The 17,644-nt window shown below is 44.4% G+C and carries 14 protein-coding genes; 6 read left to right on the top strand and 8 right to left on the bottom strand.

Translation table 11 applies throughout. The features are described 5' to 3' along the window. Nucleotides 1-149: 149 nt before the first annotated feature. The 4 genes from H6G32_RS15000 to H6G32_RS14985 form a co-directional block, all read right to left on the bottom strand. A complete protein-coding gene (locus H6G32_RS15000) occupies nucleotides 150-2,057 on the bottom strand; it encodes an N-acetylmuramoyl-L-alanine amidase (RefSeq protein WP_190459614.1) in 1,908 nt (635 codons plus the stop codon). A gap of 560 nt (nucleotides 2,058-2,617) precedes the next feature. Continuing rightward, nucleotides 2,618-4,459, bottom strand: a complete 1,842-nt coding sequence (locus H6G32_RS14995; RefSeq protein WP_190459742.1) for an N-acetylmuramoyl-L-alanine amidase — start codon at nucleotides 4,457-4,459, stop codon at nucleotides 2,618-2,620. Nucleotides 4,460-4,934: 475 nt separating this feature from the next. Beyond that, nucleotides 4,935-6,386, bottom strand: coding sequence for a cation:proton antiporter (locus H6G32_RS14990; protein ID WP_190459612.1), 1,452 nt, complete (start codon nucleotides 6,384-6,386; stop codon nucleotides 4,935-4,937). Between the two features lie 50 nt (nucleotides 6,387-6,436). Next, nucleotides 6,437-6,865 (bottom strand): EVE domain-containing protein, encoded by a 429-nt coding sequence (locus H6G32_RS14985; RefSeq protein ID WP_190459610.1) that lies wholly within the window; start codon nucleotides 6,863-6,865, stop codon nucleotides 6,437-6,439. Between the two features lie 236 nt (nucleotides 6,866-7,101). Between H6G32_RS14985 and H6G32_RS14980 the strand changes: the two genes are divergently transcribed. Next, a complete protein-coding gene (locus H6G32_RS14980; protein ID WP_190459608.1) occupies nucleotides 7,102-7,848 on the top strand; it encodes an SIMPL domain-containing protein in 747 nt (248 codons plus the stop codon). Between the two features lie 68 nt (nucleotides 7,849-7,916). Here H6G32_RS14980 and H6G32_RS14975 read toward each other — a convergent pair whose 3' ends face one another. Continuing rightward, nucleotides 7,917-8,279: a single-stranded DNA-binding protein gene (locus tag H6G32_RS14975; protein ID WP_190459606.1), complete on the bottom strand. Its 363-nt coding sequence runs from the start codon at nucleotides 8,277-8,279 to the stop codon at nucleotides 7,917-7,919. A 366-nt stretch (nucleotides 8,280-8,645) separates the two neighbouring features. Here H6G32_RS14975 and H6G32_RS14970 point away from each other — a divergent pair, with 366 nt between their 5' ends. The 4 genes from H6G32_RS14970 to ribD all read left to right on the top strand — a co-directional run bounded on the left by H6G32_RS14970 (nucleotide 8,646) and on the right by ribD (nucleotide 12,969). Further along, nucleotides 8,646-9,653: a rod shape-determining protein gene (locus H6G32_RS14970; protein WP_015210182.1), complete on the top strand. Its 1,008-nt coding sequence runs from the start codon at nucleotides 8,646-8,648 to the stop codon at nucleotides 9,651-9,653. Nucleotides 9,654-9,751: 98 nt separating this feature from the next. After that, entirely contained in the window at nucleotides 9,752-10,561 is an 810-nt protein-coding gene (mreC, locus tag H6G32_RS14965; protein ID WP_190459604.1) for a rod shape-determining protein MreC, read from the top strand. Between the two features lie 288 nt (nucleotides 10,562-10,849). After that, on the top strand, nucleotides 10,850-11,485 hold the full coding sequence (mreD, locus tag H6G32_RS14960) for a rod shape-determining protein MreD (RefSeq protein WP_190459603.1): 636 nt from the start codon (nucleotides 10,850-10,852) through the stop codon (nucleotides 11,483-11,485). A 275-nt stretch (nucleotides 11,486-11,760) separates the two neighbouring features. Then, a complete protein-coding gene (gene ribD / locus H6G32_RS14955) occupies nucleotides 11,761-12,969 on the top strand; it encodes a bifunctional diaminohydroxyphosphoribosylaminopyrimidine deaminase/5-amino-6-(5-phosphoribosylamino)uracil reductase RibD (RefSeq protein WP_190459601.1) in 1,209 nt (402 codons plus the stop codon). A 62-nt stretch (nucleotides 12,970-13,031) separates the two neighbouring features. On the opposite strand, the gene H6G32_RS14950 is transcribed toward ribD, so the two are convergent. Further along, nucleotides 13,032-13,250: a hypothetical protein gene (locus H6G32_RS14950; RefSeq protein ID WP_190459599.1), complete on the bottom strand. Its 219-nt coding sequence runs from the start codon at nucleotides 13,248-13,250 to the stop codon at nucleotides 13,032-13,034. Nucleotides 13,251-13,770: 520 nt separating this feature from the next. Between H6G32_RS14950 and H6G32_RS14945 the strand changes: the two genes are divergently transcribed. Continuing rightward, complete coding sequence (locus H6G32_RS14945; protein ID WP_190459596.1) at nucleotides 13,771-15,939, top strand: DNA phosphorothioation-associated putative methyltransferase; 2,169 nt, start codon at nucleotides 13,771-13,773, stop codon at nucleotides 15,937-15,939. 123 nt (nucleotides 15,940-16,062) lie between these two features. On the opposite strand, the gene H6G32_RS14940 is transcribed toward H6G32_RS14945, so the two are convergent. Together H6G32_RS14940 and folB are read right to left on the bottom strand one after the other, a co-directional pair. Continuing rightward, nucleotides 16,063-16,668 (bottom strand): hypothetical protein, encoded by a 606-nt coding sequence (locus tag H6G32_RS14940; protein ID WP_190459595.1) that lies wholly within the window; start codon nucleotides 16,666-16,668, stop codon nucleotides 16,063-16,065. Nucleotides 16,669-17,043: 375 nt separating this feature from the next. Beyond that, complete coding sequence (gene folB, locus H6G32_RS14935) at nucleotides 17,044-17,415, bottom strand: dihydroneopterin aldolase (RefSeq protein ID WP_190459593.1); 372 nt, start codon at nucleotides 17,413-17,415, stop codon at nucleotides 17,044-17,046. Nucleotides 17,416-17,644 lie beyond the last annotated feature (229 nt).

Genomic DNA, 17,644 nt, shown 5'->3' with positions numbered 1-17,644 from the left:
AAGCGGATATTGATTTAGGTTTTTGGATTTAAGATACAGGATTTAGCAGACAATCGGCTAAATGACTATTAAATCCTGCACGCAAAAGAAGTCTACATACCACCTCTTTAAATAAGAATTTGTACTACATTTTTACCTTGGTTGCATTTTTATCTTTGTTGTAAATACCTGAGAATACCACGAGCGATCGCATCTGCCATGCGATTTTGGTATTCTGGTGTTCCCAATCGCGGATTGTCCTCCCGACCACTCATATAGCCAGTTTCCACTAAAATCGAGGGCATGGAACTTTTTCTGAGGACGTAAAATCGGGCTTTGCGGGTTCCCCGGTCTTTAATGGTACCGATATTCTGAAGAATGGACTTGCGAACAGCTTCCGCCAGACCATAACCACTGTCGTAATAATATACTTCTAACCCATTCACATCAGGGCGACGGTCAACGGAATTAGCGTGAATACTGACAAACAAAGTTGCATTCACACGCTCCGCTATATCTACCCGTCCCTGAAGTTCTACAAAAAAGTCAGCATCCCGCGTTAGCACGGCTTGTACGCCATTTTGCTCCAAAATCGTAGCAACCCTTTTACTAATCGGCAGGACAACATCTTTTTCTAACAAACCACCTAAACCAGGCGCACCGGAGTCTTTACCACCATGTCCGGGGTCAATAACTACTCGCAATTTCCCCCTGGGAACCGAGAGACGTGGCTGTGGCTGAACTTGATTATTATTCGTACTGGTGTCTGGTAGTTGTCCGCTGTTTGGTAATGGTAAGGGAGGTAAACCAATCGGGGGTATTGCTCGGCCAGAACGTTGTAATTGGAGCGCCAAAAGCTTGTTGCTGAACTGGTTGAGTTCGCCAATTTGCACTCCCGACGCAGGTTGGATCAAAACGACTACAGTATTAGGTGCTTGGGTTTGTAGCCGTACTCGGAGGACAGGGCTATTGGCATCAAAAGCAGGGCCTGTAACCTTAGAAGCTAACTTAGCGTTGGGAATGGTGATGCGGAACAAGCCAGAGGTTCTATCCCAACCACCGGTGGCAGATACAGTTTGGTCAGACCGAATCAGAAGTTGCGTGCCATTACCAGCCAGTTCCACAGCCTGAATAGTTGCTGGCGAGTTGGTAGCAGGTGTTGTGGGACTTTGAATATTATCTCCACCAGGTAATCTAACAACACGACTGGGTAAGACGACAAAACCACCAATACTGCTGGCACTAGCCCGCCAATCGGGGCTATTTTTGTCCACCTGCAAAGTCATCCGCACCCCAGGTGGTCTGGTTTGGAGTTGGGAGAATTGAATGCGGCTGACACCATAACGATTAATTGACAGATCCCGCTGGGCCAAACTTGATGATAACGCTGCGCCAGCAATGTCAATGTTGATTGTCCGATTATCGTCGCTGCGATTGACTTGAACCTGAGGATTAGCACCACTAGTACGAATGAAAAATCCATCACCTGTGACTCGGAAGTTCTCAATTTGAGTTATCCCTGCTGTGGTGTTGACCACCGTTTCCTCGGTAGACGGGGCAGCACCTGTTGTCACCACATTGTAAATATTTCTAGGAGGTAGCACTGGTGCTGATGTTTTTGCGGGTGCTGTGGTAGAAGGCACTTCTGGTTGCTGTTCTCTACTTTCTTTGGCAGAAACTATCGCCTCAACATTTGGCTTTGGTAATTGGACTGTCCAGCGGCTGCCAGTAGTGCCAACAAATTTTACTAACTTCGGGTCTAGTGTATAACCAGGAGTAAGTTCGATGACTATGCGGGTTGTTTGATTGTCAAACTGTCCGATACGGATAGCGCGAATTGCACCGCCTACTTGTTGCGTTAATTGCGGACGTTCAAATTTGGTGTCTGGCAAATCAATTACCAGACGAGTGGGGTTGAAAATTAGTTGTGCTTGGGGTTGGACAGTGCCTGAAGTGTTAATTTCCAGTCGGTTTTGATTAGTATCAAACCGCCAAGACTCCAGTTTTGCAGCCATTGCTGGCGATGATAGCAAGAAAATAGTGCCAATAGTGCTGGGTAGTAACCAGTGTAGTTTCAAAGTCTTTTCTCCTGATTCGCATTCTCTTATGAGCTGTCAATATCTCAACATATTGGTAAATCCTCACACCGTCACCGCCCAAACTTTAGCTTTGAAGCAGCAAAAGAGTTTTGCGCTGGTATTGTTACACAGCTAATGGCGTAAAATCTTAGCATATCCATCTGCTTTTGCCATGCTGTGAGCGCAGAAATATTTGAAGAGCAAAGCATCAGATTACACCAAAGAAGCGCTATCAGAATTAATCGTACTCAGTAAAATCCATCAATGAAACTTAAATCAGCCAAGAGTTGGTATTAAGTTGTTCGATTACTGGTCATCGATGCAGCGATTAAAAACTTCCAACTGCTGTCAACTGGTGCAGTAACGCTTGGTGACAGCTACTCTTTAATTAGAAAAATTCTTATGGTTGGGTGTGGCTAGTGGTAAAGATGAGATTAATCACGGCTTTCCACAAGTGGATTTTCTGATGACAGCAGCAACACTCCTGTCATCGGGACGACCAAGCTGTATAAAAAGAGGAATCTTTAAATGTATTTGCTGAAGCATTGAAACCAAATTAATTATCTTTGCTTTAAGTATTGGAGAATACCGCGAGCGATCGCTTCCGCCATTTGATTTTGGTAAGCTGGGTTTTTTAACTTAGCAATATCCTCCCGCCCAGTCAAATAACCAGTTTCCACTAAAATTGAAGGCATTGAACTTTTTCTGAGCACAAAAAATCTGGCTCGCCGCACCCGTCGATCTTTCACATCTACGCTTTGGAGAATGCTGTTATGAACCAAGCGAGCTAGACTCAGACCGCTGTCGTAATAGTAGGTTTCCAAACCACTCACATCCGGACGGCTCAGACCGACTGAATTAGCATGGATGCTGACAAATACATCAGCTTTAGCTCTTTGTGCCATATTTACTCTTCCCGGAAGGCTAACGAAATAGTCAGAATTCCGTGCCATCATCACGGAAACGCCATTTTGCTGCAAAACCTCCGCTATCCTTTTGCTAATGGGCAGGATGATATCCTTCTCCCGTACTCCTCCAATACCAATAGCACCTGGATCTTGGCCGCCGTGTCCGGGGTCAATGAATACTAGTACCTTTCCTTTAGGAACTGGGCGGGACTGCGGTGGCGATATATCTGTTGGGTTTGGTAATTGCCCTTGAAGCGGAGGTAAAGGGGGCGTTATGGGGGGTATGGTGACTCGACGAGAGCCTTGTAATTGTAGAGCCAAAAGCTGGCTGCTTAACTGGTTGATTTCCCCAATTTGTATTCCCGACGCTGGTTGGACAAAAATCACTACAGTGTTAGGAGCTTGGGGTTGCAGACGTACCCGGAGAATGGGGCTATTGGCATCAAAAGCAGGGCCTGTCACCGAGCGAGCTAACTTAGCATTGGAAATAGTGATCCGGAATAGACCAGTAGTCCTGTCCCAGCCACTTGTAGCCGATAGAGTTTGGTCGCCTCTAATCAGCAGTTGGGTGCCGTTCCCAGCTAATTCTACAGACTGAATAGTGGCTGGATAGTTAGTTGCAGGTGGGTTGCTGGAAGATGGAGGGGGTGTAGGTTGGGTACTGCTTTGAGGTAAGCGAACAACAGAACTGGTAGGTAGAAGTACCAAATCACCGGAACTGCTAAGGCTTGCTCGCCAGTCGGGGCTATTTTTATTTACCCGCAACGTCATGCGAACAGATGTTGGTGTTGTTTGCAGTTGGGTGAAATCAATCCGGCTTACACCATGCTGATTGATTGGCAAATTTCCCTGGGCTAAACGTGGTGATAAAGTTGCACCAGAGATATCCATGAATATGGTAGTGCGATCGCGGCTACGATTTACCTTAAAGACAGGATTATCGCCACTAGTGCGGATAAAAAATCCATCCCCTGTCGCTTGTAAGCTCTCAATTTGAGTCTTTCCTACTGTAGGAGGAGCGATCGCTGATATCTCAGGTTTCGTCTGAGGATCTATTGTCACTAAACTGTAAATGTTGTTGCTGGCACTTGATGGTGCTTTCTCGATTTCCGGCTTTGGTAATTGCACTGTCCAGCGACTGCCAGTAGTGCCGACAAATTGCACCAGCTTAGGGTCTAGAATATAACCAGGAGAAAGTTCCACAACTATACGCGTTGTTTGTTTGTCAAACTGCCCGACACGGATAGCGCGAATCGTACCGTTTAAAAGTTGCGTTGACTGTGGACGCCCAAAACTGGTATTTGGTAAATCAATTACCAGACGAGTAGGGTTGAAAACTAGTTGCGCCTGGGGTTGAACAGCGCCCGAAGTGTTAATTTCCAGTCGGTTTTGATTGGCATCAAACCGCCAAGATTCCAGTTTTGCAGCCAAAGCCGGCGACGATAGCAAAACAATAGTTCCACAAGTGCTAGGTAGTAACCAGTGTAATTTCACAGTCATTTCTCCTGATTTGCATTCATGAGAGCCATCAAGGTTTCAAAATATTGGTAAATCCTCACACCGTCACCACCTAAACTTTTACTTTATATGCCTGTTTGAAGTTTGGCACTGATATAAGCAGAATTAGCTATACATAGTCAATCCTAGTCAGTCCCACTTGACTTAGTCAGGGATTAATGCTGAGTTGTTTGATTGGATGCTGAAAAGATTTCCACCAATGTCAACTTATGAAGCAAGATTTACAAGTGTCAATTCCTAATTACTGGGCAAATATTCAGAGTATGACAGGGGCCCTGGAAAAGACTAAAAATCAATAACATTCCAAATACTAGTAGGAATTAGAAACAAACAAAAATTTACTATGCACAGGAGACGGCGATTAGGAAAGAGAAGTTTCCGTTGAGTAGGAAGTGCTAAGTCCTGAGTGGGAATTACTCAGGACTGATTTATGTTCTACCTCAGACTTTAATTAACTTTCCTGAGAATCTTGTGATGTCGGTATGACAAACTGAGGCGGTTCTATTACCAATGGCGTCCCAGAGGAGGCGTCTAAAATTAATTTCTCTGAGTCTGTCGCTACGGTTTTTGGTTCGGGAAATACGAATCGTAGTAAGGGAGGGGCTAAAAATGTTGTCAGGATTACCATCATGATAATGGCTGCCCCCAGTGATTTTGAGAGAACACCACTCGCTGCGCCAACGCCAGCAAATACCAACCCTACTTCTCCTCTAGGAATCATCCCCACACCAATTGCTAAACGGTTGATTCCGGGTTGACCAAACACCGTTAAACCTGTGATCACTTTACCAATAATGGCTACTGTAATCAGGAAAGTTGCCATAATTAGACCTTCCCGATTACTGGGAATCCCTGGATTCAAAACTCCCAAATCGGTTTTTGCCCCAACAGCGACAAAGAAAATCGGCACCAGCATATCAGCAATGGGGATAACTTGCTTTTGCAGTTCTTTCCGCTTATCAGTTTCTTCTAGGACTAAGCCTGCGGCAAAAGCGCCCAGAATTGCTTCTAAGTGGATGGCGGCGGCAAAGTATGCCATGACAAAGGCGAAGATGAATGCTGGTATTACCAACTCGCCCCGTGTTTTGAGTTGATCGGCGATCGCCACAAAAGACTTATTGAAAACATTGCCCAGCAAGATCGCACCCAGAAGAAAACCAGTGGCGCTGATAATCAGATAAATCACTTTAGTCACATCTACCGCGCCATCTTTAGCCAGACTGGCAACTACCGCAAGCACGATAATTCCTAGTACGTCATCAATTACCGCAGCACCGATAATAATCTGCCCTTCTTTAGAATTGAGACGCCCCAATTCTGATAGCACCTTGGAAGTAATACCAATACTAGTAGCCGTCAAAGCCGCCCCAGCAAAAATTGCTGGTACAGCACTGATACCAAATAAAGTCATTAACCCGACAGTACCAGCAGCGAAAGGTGCTACCACCCCCACCACTGCGACAACGAAGGCTTGAGTACCAACCGCCATCAAGTCTTTTAAGTTTGACTCCAAACCAATTTCAAATAGCAGGATGATCACACCCAGTTCTGCCAAAACAGAAACCACCTCAGACTGTGCTGCAAACACCTCTGGAGTGGCTTCAGGACTTAACCCAGCAGTGGTTTGGAGGAAGGTCATAATCAGAGAACTCGAACTGTCTGCGCCACCTTCGGGAAACACCAACAGATGTAGTACAGAAACGCCTACCACTACACCACCGAGGAGTTCGCCTAAGACAGGCGGTAAACCCACTCGGTTCGATAATTCCCCACCAACTTTGCTGGCGAGGTAAATTATCACTAAACTCAGCAGCACTGCCGCTACTACCATTGAACTGTCTGCGGCTTTTGTTGCGCTTGCCAGCAGAGGGAAAGAAAAGTTGACTGCATCTAAAAACTGCATTTGTTCTGTGAAAATCCTTCTCTTTATTTTTACCGCTTTCGTTCAAGCAACTATTTGGAGATTTTTGGTAGATTTATTGCTGCCAACTCAATTAATCTTTGCCAGTAGAACTCAGAAACTGGGACTACAGACAGTCTAGGGAGTCGCAGCAACTCAAAGTTTGTAAACTTACCATCCTGCTTGATTTGGACTAGGGTAACGGGCTGGGTAACTCTTTGCACTGCCCGCAGATCCACAACTACCCGTTTGCTATCATTCAATGCTGGATCGGCATAAGGTTGACTGATGATTTCTGCCACACCCATAACTTGCCGTTCTTTACCTGTGTGATAAATCAACGCCAAGTCGTGCAGGAGCATTGTACGTAGATATTTTAACGCTAAGGGATTGTTCACTCCATCCCAAACTGTACTACCTTCTCTTTCTAGATCAAAGTAGGAATAATCTGCCGGTTCTGTTTTCAGTAGCCAATAGGCCATAACAAAATCTCCACAAGTTTTGATGTAATTTTTTCAGTTTCTAAAAATGTAACCACTTCAGCTTTTGATTGTGGCAGTGTCAAAGTAGAAACATACATTTCCGAGCTATCAATCCCATTAGAGTTCTGAAAAACTCTGACTGGCTGTTGACTATTAATAGTTGACAGACAATTAATGATTGTTAGATACGTTTAATTAAAAGCATCTGGATAATTTTTGTGAGGAGTGCAAATCTGATGTCTAGAACCACTGTGTCCGGTTCTCAGTTTCCCTCTAGGAACTTGTGGAAAATATTACCTTTGCTGTTGCTGGTATGTGTGACTTTTATCCTGCCTGCTTCCGCCCAAGAAAAAGAGAAATTGTGGCGTACTCTCACTGTTAGTGGCCGTGGCATGGAAACAATTCCCACAACCCTTTCGCAAGTAAGTTTGGGGGTGGAGATTCAGGGAAAAACCGCCGAGGAGGTACAGCTTGAGGCTGCCCGCAGGTCTTCGGCTGTGGTGACTTTGCTGAAAAACCGGAATGTGGAAAAATTGCAAACTACTGGTATTCGCCTCAATCCAGTTTATAGCTATAACAATAATGTGCAGCGGATTACTGGCTATAGTGCTAACAACACTGTGAGTTTTCGCTTGGCTACCGAGAAAGCGGGTACATTATTAGATGAAGCAGTGAAAGCTGGGGCGACGCAAATTAATGGCATTAGCTTTGTAGCCAGTGACGAGGCGATCGCATCTGCTCAAAAACAAGCACTTAAAGAAGCTACTCAAGAAGCCCAAAAACAAGCTGATGCCGTTTTCAACACACTAGGATTAAAGCCGAAAGAAATAGTCAGCATTCAAATTAATGGTGCAAGTCCGCCACCACCACCGATGCTGTATCGTGCTGAAGCTGCTAAATTAGCTAACGCTGATGCTTCTACTCCTGTAATTGGTGGTGAACAGCAGGTTGAAGCATCGGTGACGTTGCAAATTAGTTATTAGTTATTAGTCATTAGTCATTAGTCAGCGGTCAGTGGTAAATAAACAACTGACAACTGACCGCTGATGAATTAGAAATTTTCTGGAGACATATCGCCCATACCGCCGTCTCCGTCACGCTTAGAACCTAATAAATCCAGTTGGTCTACTTGGATAACTGGTGTGGAACGGTTTGCTCCGGTTTGGCGATCGCTCCATGTGTCAAACTTCAAGGAGCCTTTGATGCCAATTAGGCTGCCCTTACGCACATAATTACCCGCCACCTCCGCCGTTTTTCCCCATAATTCCAAATTAAACCAGTCAGGTTTATCATTATTGCGCGATCGCCGATTGACCGCAAGTGTTAATTTACACTTAACACTACCAGACTCAAAATACTTCATATCAGGGTCAGTGCCTACACGACCAACAAGAGTGACAATATTGATGCTCATGAACCTTACCTTTTAGTACAGGTGTACTTTTTGATTTCGACTTTCATCATAGCGAATTGTGAAACTGGTTAAAATATGTTAAATAATTTACAATATAATTAATTTAAAAGTAGGAAAACCCTTGGGAACACAAAGAAAACTACACAGTTATACTGATGTTACCTGAGATTCTTAACAATTAAAATGCTTGAAACATAGCCAAAGAATACCAAAAACTATAGAAAAATAGTTTGGGTTACTGGACTCAGACTAAAAAACGTAATAAAATCCAGCACGATTAACTCTTACCGTTATAGTCAAATTTATCGCTAATAGGGAGCGTAGAGACGAGTGGGTTTTTTCAGGAACTTTCGCTCATCATGGGACATGGGTATCGACCTCGGTACAGCCAACACCCTTGTTTACGTATCTGGTAAAGGTATTGTACTCCAAGAGCCTTCTGTAGTTGCTATCGATGTAAACGAAAAAGTAGCACTGGCAGTAGGAGAAGAAGCAAAAAAAATGCTCGGTCGCACACCGGGAAATGTGATTGCCCTCCGCCCCCTGCGTGATGGGGTAATTGCTGACTTTGATACAGCCGAGTTGATGCTAAAAAGCTTTATCCAGCGGGTAAATGAGGGTAGGTCTCTGATTTTACCCCGAATTGTCATCGGCATTCCCAGTGGTGTGACAGGGGTAGAAAGACGAGCCGTGATGGATGCAGCTACTCAAGCTGGTGCCAGAGAAGTGTATTTAATTGATGAGCCAGTAGCAGCAGCAATTGGCGCGGGGTTACCAGTTGCCGAACCGACTGGCAACATGATCATTGATATCGGTGGCGGCACAACAGAAGTAGCAGTACTGAGTCTACAAGGTACAGTAATCAGTGAATCAGTACGCATTGCCGGCGATGAACTGACAGAAGCAATCATCATTTACATGAAGAAAGTTCATAACTTAGTGATTGGGGAACGGACTGCCGAAGACATCAAAATTCGGATTGGTTCTGCCTATCCCACTAATGATGATGGTGATGCCATGATGGAAGTCCGAGGCTTACACCTGCTTTCTGGGTTACCGCGAACTGTGACGATCAAAGGCCCAGAAATTCGTGAAAGTATGTTGGAACCGTTATCAGTAATTATCGAAGCAGTGAAAAGGACACTGGAACGCACACCTCCGGAACTGGCAGCAGATATCATTGACCGGGGTATTATGCTAGCTGGTGGTGGCGCCTTACTCAAAGGGATAGATACGCTGATTAGCCATGAAACGGGCATTGTGACACACATTGCTGCCGATCCTTTAAGTTGTGTTGTCCTGGGAACAGGTCGTGTGTTAGAAAATTTCAAGCAGTTAGAACGGGTGTTCAGCGGACGTTCTCGAAATATGTAGCAAAAAGCACTCTCAGTAGATATTGGGTTCTGTATTTATGAATAATTATGGAATCCAGTATCTTCAGTAACTATAAAATATAAAAAAGGCATACATAAATGTTTAGTGTACGTCGTTGGTGGGATCGCAAAGGCTTACAAATTGGCATATTAGCTCTAGTAGTTGGTAGTGCCTGGACACTGCGACAGACTCAAGGCGCGCTGCTGCTGGAGGTGTACCAGGGACTTTCCCGTCCCTTGCAAATGTTGCAATCAGGGCCAACTCCCGAAGAACGTCTTAGGGATGCTCGGTTATTGGAGTTACAAACCCGCATAGTAGATTTGGAAACTCAAAATCAAAAGTTACAGGATTTATTGGGTTATGTAGAAAAAGAATCCCTTTCATCACGCCCAATTCCGGCGCGGGTGGTAGGACGCGGTGCTGATAATTGGTGGCAACAAGTAACCCTGAATCGTGGCAGAAGTGCGGGTATTCAGGAAGGCTCTATCGTCAAGGCAGATGGGGGACTGGTGGGTTTGGTAGAAAGTGTCACACCTAATACTAGCCGTGTGTTATTAGTCAGCGACCTCAAGAGTCAAGTAGGTGTAACCATCAGCCGTACAGCAGCGAAGGGCGTTTTGCGGGGTGATTCTTCAGATGAAGCGGTGTTGGAGTTTTATGAAAAAGTCCCAAATGTGAAGGTAGGAGATTTAGTTTCCACATCTACTTATAGTCAGAAGTTTCCCTCTGGCTTGGCGGTAGGACGAGTTAAGTCACTGGATTTAAAGAAACTCCCCACATCAGTAGCCAAAATTGAGCTATTCCCGCCGATTCGGTCTTTGGATTGGGTAAGTATCTACCCTAAGCCAGAAACGCCAGAGGCAGAAAATCCTAACTTGGCAAATGAGCAACCGCAAAAGTCTCGTTAGATTCTATCGGTACTTTTTGCTGGGGACTCTTTACTGAGGACTGGGGAATTATTGAATTCCTCTCTCCCTGGTATCCTCCCAATCCCTTGGGAAAAGCCTGGACAAAATTGGCGGTTCCAATGCAAGGAAGGCGGCTTCGAGAATTTCGTTTTCACCCAAAATATTGGGTGATGCCGCCAAAAAGCACCGAGTTTACCCATCTAACGAGTAGATTTTGGCTCAGGAACCGCCAATGAAAGGATAACTTTAATGAAACCCTAATACCCTTGAAGAAAATTTCAGAAAACAATGAAGATTCCTGGATTTGGTGATGACAGGCTCCGAAAGCCAAAATCGCCGGAACGAAAATCCAAAATCCTAATCCAGCCCCTAGGGCGTTGGCATCCTCGTATGCGTCAACTGATGGATTGGACAGTAACAGTTGGCTCTGTGCTGTTATGTTTATGGTTGGCACGAAACCGGATCTCAGGTATGGAATTATTGGGCATTGGTCCCAATTGGCTGTTAATTTGGGTGGTAGCTTGGAGTGTCAAGCGCCCAGTTTTTGTTGGAGCATTGGCAGGTATAGTTTTGGGAATGGTGCAAGATAGCTTTACATCACCTGACCCTACTCATGCATTAAGTCTAGGGATAGTGGGGATGCTGACTAGTCTGATTCAGAAGCAGCGATTTATCCAAGAAGACTTTATTTCGATAGCTTTAATCGTCTTTGCGATGGCGGTTTTGTCAGAGTCTATCTTTGGTTTACAACTGACTTTGATGCGCGATGCAGGTGGGCAAAGCCTACGCCAAGTTGAATCGATTTGGAAATACTACCAGCTTGTCGCCCTTGCTTCTTCCATTCTCAGTAGCCTGTGGGCGCCTGTGGTTTACTATCCCTTAAATAGTTGGTGGCAGAAGATGAAATTGTTAGAGCAGTCTTAGACAATTCAATCAAAGGTTAACTAGGTTTGTTGTCTATCCCCACAGAGTAAACAGTTAAATTGGTCTGTACAGAAGTCAGGGTTAAAAGCAGATGCCTTTAGCCCTCACTGGCAAATATTTAGAGAATTTAGGCAACTTCTGGCAATATAGACTCAAGCTAGCGAGAAGTTTAATTTAAATCGAGACAGCCAATATAGGGACTGGATATTAATGTTTAATGTTGACGATCAAAGTCGCTAGCGTGCCCAATATTTACGATATTATTGCCTAAAATTATGGATAATTCCCCAGTGGTCGCTCAAGCAGATCCATCCTTACCCAGTGACACCCAGGAAAATGCACTGCTAGTCGGGACTGCGGTTAGCTCAGATTCCCCAGGGAAGGAAAGGGTAGGCAGTGACTTTGACCGACAGATGATGCAGCGGTGTTTGGAACTTGCCCGCCGCGCTTTAGGACGTACTTCGCCAAATCCCCTAGTGGGGGCGGTAGTTGTCAAAGATGGGGAAATTGTCGGGGAAGGCTTTCATCCCCGTGCAGGTGAACCCCATGCAGAAGTTTTTGCTTTGAGGGCAGCAGGCGTTGGCGCTCGTGGAGCTACAATCTATGTCAGCCTCGAACCTTGCAATCACTATGGACGCACTCCTCCTTGTTCTGAAGGGTTAATAGCAGCTGGGGTGGCAAAGGTGGTGGTGGGCATGGTTGACCCTAACCCACTGGTCGCTGGCGCTGGTATTGCCCGTTTACGTGGGGCGGGAATTGAAGTTTTGGTAGGTGTGGAAGAAGCAGCCTGCCGGCAGCTAAATGAAGGTTTTGTCCATCGTATTCTTCACAAGCGACCTATGGGCATTTTGAAATATGCCATGACTTTAGATGGCAAAATTGCTACTAGTTCTGGTCATAGTGCCTGGGTGACAAGCCAAGATTCCCGCAGTGAAGTACATCAACTGCGGTCAAGTTGCGATGCAGTAATTGTCGGCGGTAATACAGTGCGACAGGACAATCCTTACTTAACCAGTCACCAGGTGGGGGGCCATAATCCCCTGCGGGTGGTGATGAGTCGCCATCTTAACTTGCCAGAAAATGCTCACCTGTGGGAAACAGCCTCGGTTGGGACTTTGGTGTTGACGGAGGTAGGTGCTAACCCTAATTTTCAAGAGATGTTGCTCAAACATGGGGTGGAAGTGGTGGAATTGGCATCACTGACACCAGATCAGGCAATGGATTATTTATATAAGCGGGGTTTTTGTAGCGTCTTGTGGGAGTGTGGTGGTACCTTAGCTGCGAGTGCGATCGCTCAAGGTGCAGTGCAAAAAGTGCTGGCTTTTATTGCCCCAAAAATCATTGGTGGTAGTAATGCTCCTACACCTGTGGGCGACTTAGGTTTTACTACCATGACTCAGGCCCTATCCCTAGAACGTGTCCGTTGGCGCGTGATCGGTGTCGATTGCTTAGTGGAAGGTTATTTGCGCCAAAAAAGTGAATAGTCAACAGTCGATATGCCATGATCATAACTATTGATTTTTGCTATTTTTAGTAACTAGAGTTACTAAAACTGCTGACGTTCATAAGCAATATCACGTATGAGACTTAGTCTAGCCCGAATGTAGTCACTGAGGAAGTCGGTGTCTTTAGGATCTAACAACGCTTGCGTTGTAGTTTGTTTCACCAACCACTGCACCAAGCTAGCATCGTCAAGCTGCAATAGGGTCATCGCTTGGGCAGCTTCAACCACAGACCAAAGCTGACGCATAATCGTAGGAGTCATCAGACCTCAATTTAATCATTAGCTTAGTTCTTTTCAGATTACACAATTCCGGTAGTACCTGACGAGATAAATGTACAAGATGAGATAACTATTATCAAAAACTTAATAAACAGATTTATAACTTGATGAAGATTAAGAATCAGCAACTTTCAGCCATAATTTAACAAAAGTTAACTGTATTTAGAGAATGCTTATAGGTATTTGTCGTTGAACAGTGCGCTGTCTTCAATAATAACAATTTGCAGCAGCTAATCGGGTTAGTGGTAGTCTAAACCATCTAGTCCGCCAACATAGATTAAATGCAGCTTTGAAGGATACTAAATTATTGTATCTACTTATACTTAATCTAACCAAAGCCACTTTTAAGAAAACTTAATCACAGATAAAACACCAAGCAATTACAGTTAAATTTTCTTTTTGACGACAAAAATTGTCAAATCCTGATTATGATTGGAGCATTGAGCTTGAAACAGTCCGTCTAGCATAATTGCTAGCAGCAGTTCTCTATTAATTCAGTGAGATGGTTAAACCTGACAACAGCTTTAACACACTTGAGGAAACCTGCTTCACTCCAGAGCCTACTGAACTGAGTGCAATCGCCTCTCGTTGCCACAGCAGCAGTATTGGCAAGCTGCTGCCTGATGCTTTCTACATTCATATTTTGTCAGTACACGCCCTTGACCCCTTGCTCCAGGAATATGAAAGCCGCGCCCGGAGTGCCGCGCCCCAAGTACAAGAAGCAACCCTCGTCAAATTTAGTACAAACAAACCCAAAATTTCCTATTTGTTTTATCCCGATTTTGATACTGACCCTCATCCAGCTTTACAAGCCAGTATTCAAGTTGACCTAGAAACCCTCCAAGTCAATTACCGGGACTATAGGACCTCTGAAAATCCTCCCGTCCTGCACCGCAAAGAAACCTTTGTTACCTCTGACTATCACCTTTACGAGCAGTTTGCCGCCCTGACTCGTGCTCAAGAAGCTTTAGGTCTACTGAATAATTCTAAAGGTATCGGTACACGAGTGGGATGGCAAAAGCGGCTGCAAGCTTATGGTGTGGAAATACAGGGATATACCATCATCCAACGGCAAAAAACCATCCCCAGGGTAACGGTAGCACCCCAAATAGACCGTCATAAAGCGGCGATTGTGCGTAATGATTTCTCCCGCCCTGTACGTTTAGCCCTAGAAACTAATTTATTTACCCCAGATACCACCTTTTTTGACTATGGTTGCGGACATGGGGGGGACGTTATCCGCCTAGGACAACAAGGTTATCACAGTTGCGGATGGGATCCTTATTACTCACCCGATACCAACCAAGGGCCGGCGGATATTGTCAACATTGGCTTTGTGATTAATGTCATCGAAGACCAAAGCGAACGCCGGGAAGCCTTAGTTAAAGCCTGGGAATTGACTCAGAAAGTTTTGCTAGTCGCCGCCCAAGTTTTGATAGCTGACACTAACAGAGGTGTAGTAGCTTATGGCGATGGAATCATTACTAACCGCAACACTTTTCAGAAATATTACGACCAAGAAGAACTAAAAATTTACATCGACCAAGTGCTTGGAGTTGATGCTATTCCCGTAGCCTTGGGTGTGTACTTTGTGTTCAAAGATGAAGCTCAAGCACAATTATTCCGGGCTTCTCGCTACCGTTCTCGCGCTACTACCCCCAGAGTTCGGGCCTGCATTAAGCGGTTTGAGGACTATCAGGAACTGTTAACTCCGTTGATGGCTTTTGTGACTGAACGCGGTCGCCTCCCCAGTAAAGACGAACTACCCCAAGAGGCTGATATCAGTGGGGAATTTGGCAGCTTACGGCGTGCTTTCCAGGTGATTTTGCAGGCGACTGACCCGCAAGAATGGGAGGGAATTTCAGAAAAACGCCGCCAAGATTTGATGGTTTATTTGGCTCTTTGTCAATTCAGCCAACGTCCAAAATTATCAAATTTAGTTCGGGAAGCCCAAGAGGATATTCTCGGCTTATTTGGTAGTTATAAACAAGCTTGGCTAAATGCTGACCAGATGTTACACAGTTTGGGAGATAGGTCAAATATTATTGAACGTTGTCAAAATAGTCCAGTGGGGAAAAAATTACCAAATTCTCTCTGGGTTCATATTTCCGCTTTACAATCCCTAGACCCTCTATTGCGCCTTTATGAAGGTTGTGCTAGTCGTACCATAGGACGCTTAGAGGAAGCCAATGTAATTAAATTTCATGCTAAAACACCCAAAATTTCCTATCTTTTTTACCCAGATTTTGATGTTGACCCCCATCCAGGGTTACATACTGGGATGGAAATTGATTTGCGTGATTTACACGTTACTTATCGGGATTACGATATTGATGATGACCCACCAGTGTTACACCAAAAAGATGCTTTAGTTACTCCTGACTATCCACAGTATGAGAAGTTTGCTAAGTTAACTCGTCAAGAAGAAGATTGGGGATTATTAAATAACTGGCGGAGTATTAGCCATCTTTCTGGCTGGCGTAAATGCTTGGCAGATAACTGTGCAATTCTGAAAAACTATCATTTATATTGGTGCAAGGATGCTGACCCTTATAAGCTTAAGGTGCTGCGTTCTGCTGTGGAAAGTCGTCAACAGAAAAGGCGTAAAGCTACTAAAAAGCAGAAATCAGAACTAGATACTTCTACTAATATTGAGTCAGAAGAATCTTAATCTCTTGCAGATGAATTTTGATTTCCCGTAACCCCTCTTTTTAAGGGGTAACTTATAACTGAGTTAAAAATATAGTATTCATATTTAAATTGTGAAAATCGCTAGCCTCAGATACCCGACTTCTCAAAGAAGTCGGGTATCTTTTTGTTCCAAAATCTGCTTGGATAATTTTAGCCATTGTTCAATTCCCTTTTTAGTGGGTTGTCCAAGGTTGGTGAATGTCCAAATATCTCGTTTATGCTGGGGGCCATAGCTGATGTGAATTGGTCTTTGGGTTCCGTAAAAGTAGAGGGAATCAAAGGGGAGTTGTGTTTGCAAAATCCACTCTACAAGCTGGTCGCTGGGTAAATCTGTAATCAGAAAATCACAAGCTGCACCTAATCTTTCGCAGTAATATTTACCGTTATTTTTGACTTCATGAGCCATGTGTTGGTCTAATTCAGGAGCTACACGGCCATTTTTTTTACCTGTGGCTGGGTCAGTTTTTTCGAGAAATTTCTTTAAATCCTGGGAACAAAAACCATAGGTGAGGTGAAACCTATCAATTCCAAAAAAGTCGATAGTTGGGTCGAGGATAAACTGATTTAAGTCTTGAAGTGCGGGAATTACTTCTTGGATATTTTTGGGAAATGGGTTGACTTGATTGGCATATTGATGATAAGTCTGGGTGCAGGTGCAAAATTCATCTAGTGTGAGATATTTGCCGAGTTTTAGATTTTTAATATTCATGACAATAGGAATCAAATAGGACTTAACGGACAGAATTTACGCAAATATGGGGTATTGGTTTGTGTCGTTAGAAATCATGATTGGTGCGTTAGGGAACGCACCCTACAGGTAGGATGGGTAAAGAGACCTATCAAAAAAACTGAAAAGACGGTAAATTTGTAAAGGAAAGTAAGTCCTATCAAATACAGAATTGGTATCAGATGTTGTAGATATATCAAGTCCGAATGAACACTCGCAATTGACAAGTGTTCATTTGGAATAAATTTCAGCAACTGGAACTTAGTGCAGATTTTCGTAAACTTGTAGCGTTGATGTTCTTAAATCATGCTTGGGTGAAGACAGCGCGGCTACAGGCTATTTTTTAATGAGACAAACTTACTCAATCTGGGACTTAGTTCTAGTCAGTTCAATGCTAATTTTGCCGCCAAAGTCGGGAATGGGTGCGGCGGGTTTACTCAAAATGACTTGAACTTGGGTTAGGCGATCGCTTTTTTGCAGGATAGAATCGGCGATAGTGGCGGCTAAACGTTCCACCAGAGAGAATTTGCAGGTTTTGATCAGATGCTGAACCATGGTGATGATGCTGCGATAATCGAGAGTATCTGCGATCGCATCTGAGTTACCAGCGACGGAGAGATCCAGCCATAACTTTACATCTACCTCAAACCATTGCCCTAGCACCTGTTCCTCTGGTAGAAACCCAGTGTAGCCATAGGCGCGAATTCCCGTTACATGAATGCAGTCCATAAAATTTTGAGCACGAATTTTACATTTTGGGTTTTACAACAATTTTCAGGTAAATGAACCACATTTTTTATCTCACGCAAAGGCGCAAAGGCGCAAAAAGAACGCAAGAGTGTAGTGTGACATACTCCACACACTCCCCTTCGGGTGAGTGTGGGCTTCTCAACGACTCCTCTATGAGGACATTGATTGAGCTTTGAGGGCGTGTGTCCCACGCGCCTTTATGTTAATA

The sequence above is a fragment of the Cylindrospermum sp. FACHB-282 genome (assembly GCF_014697195.1).
Classification (GTDB): Bacteria; Cyanobacteriota; Cyanobacteriia; order Cyanobacteriales; family Nostocaceae; genus Cylindrospermum.
This window is presented reverse-complemented; position numbering and strand designations above follow the sequence as displayed.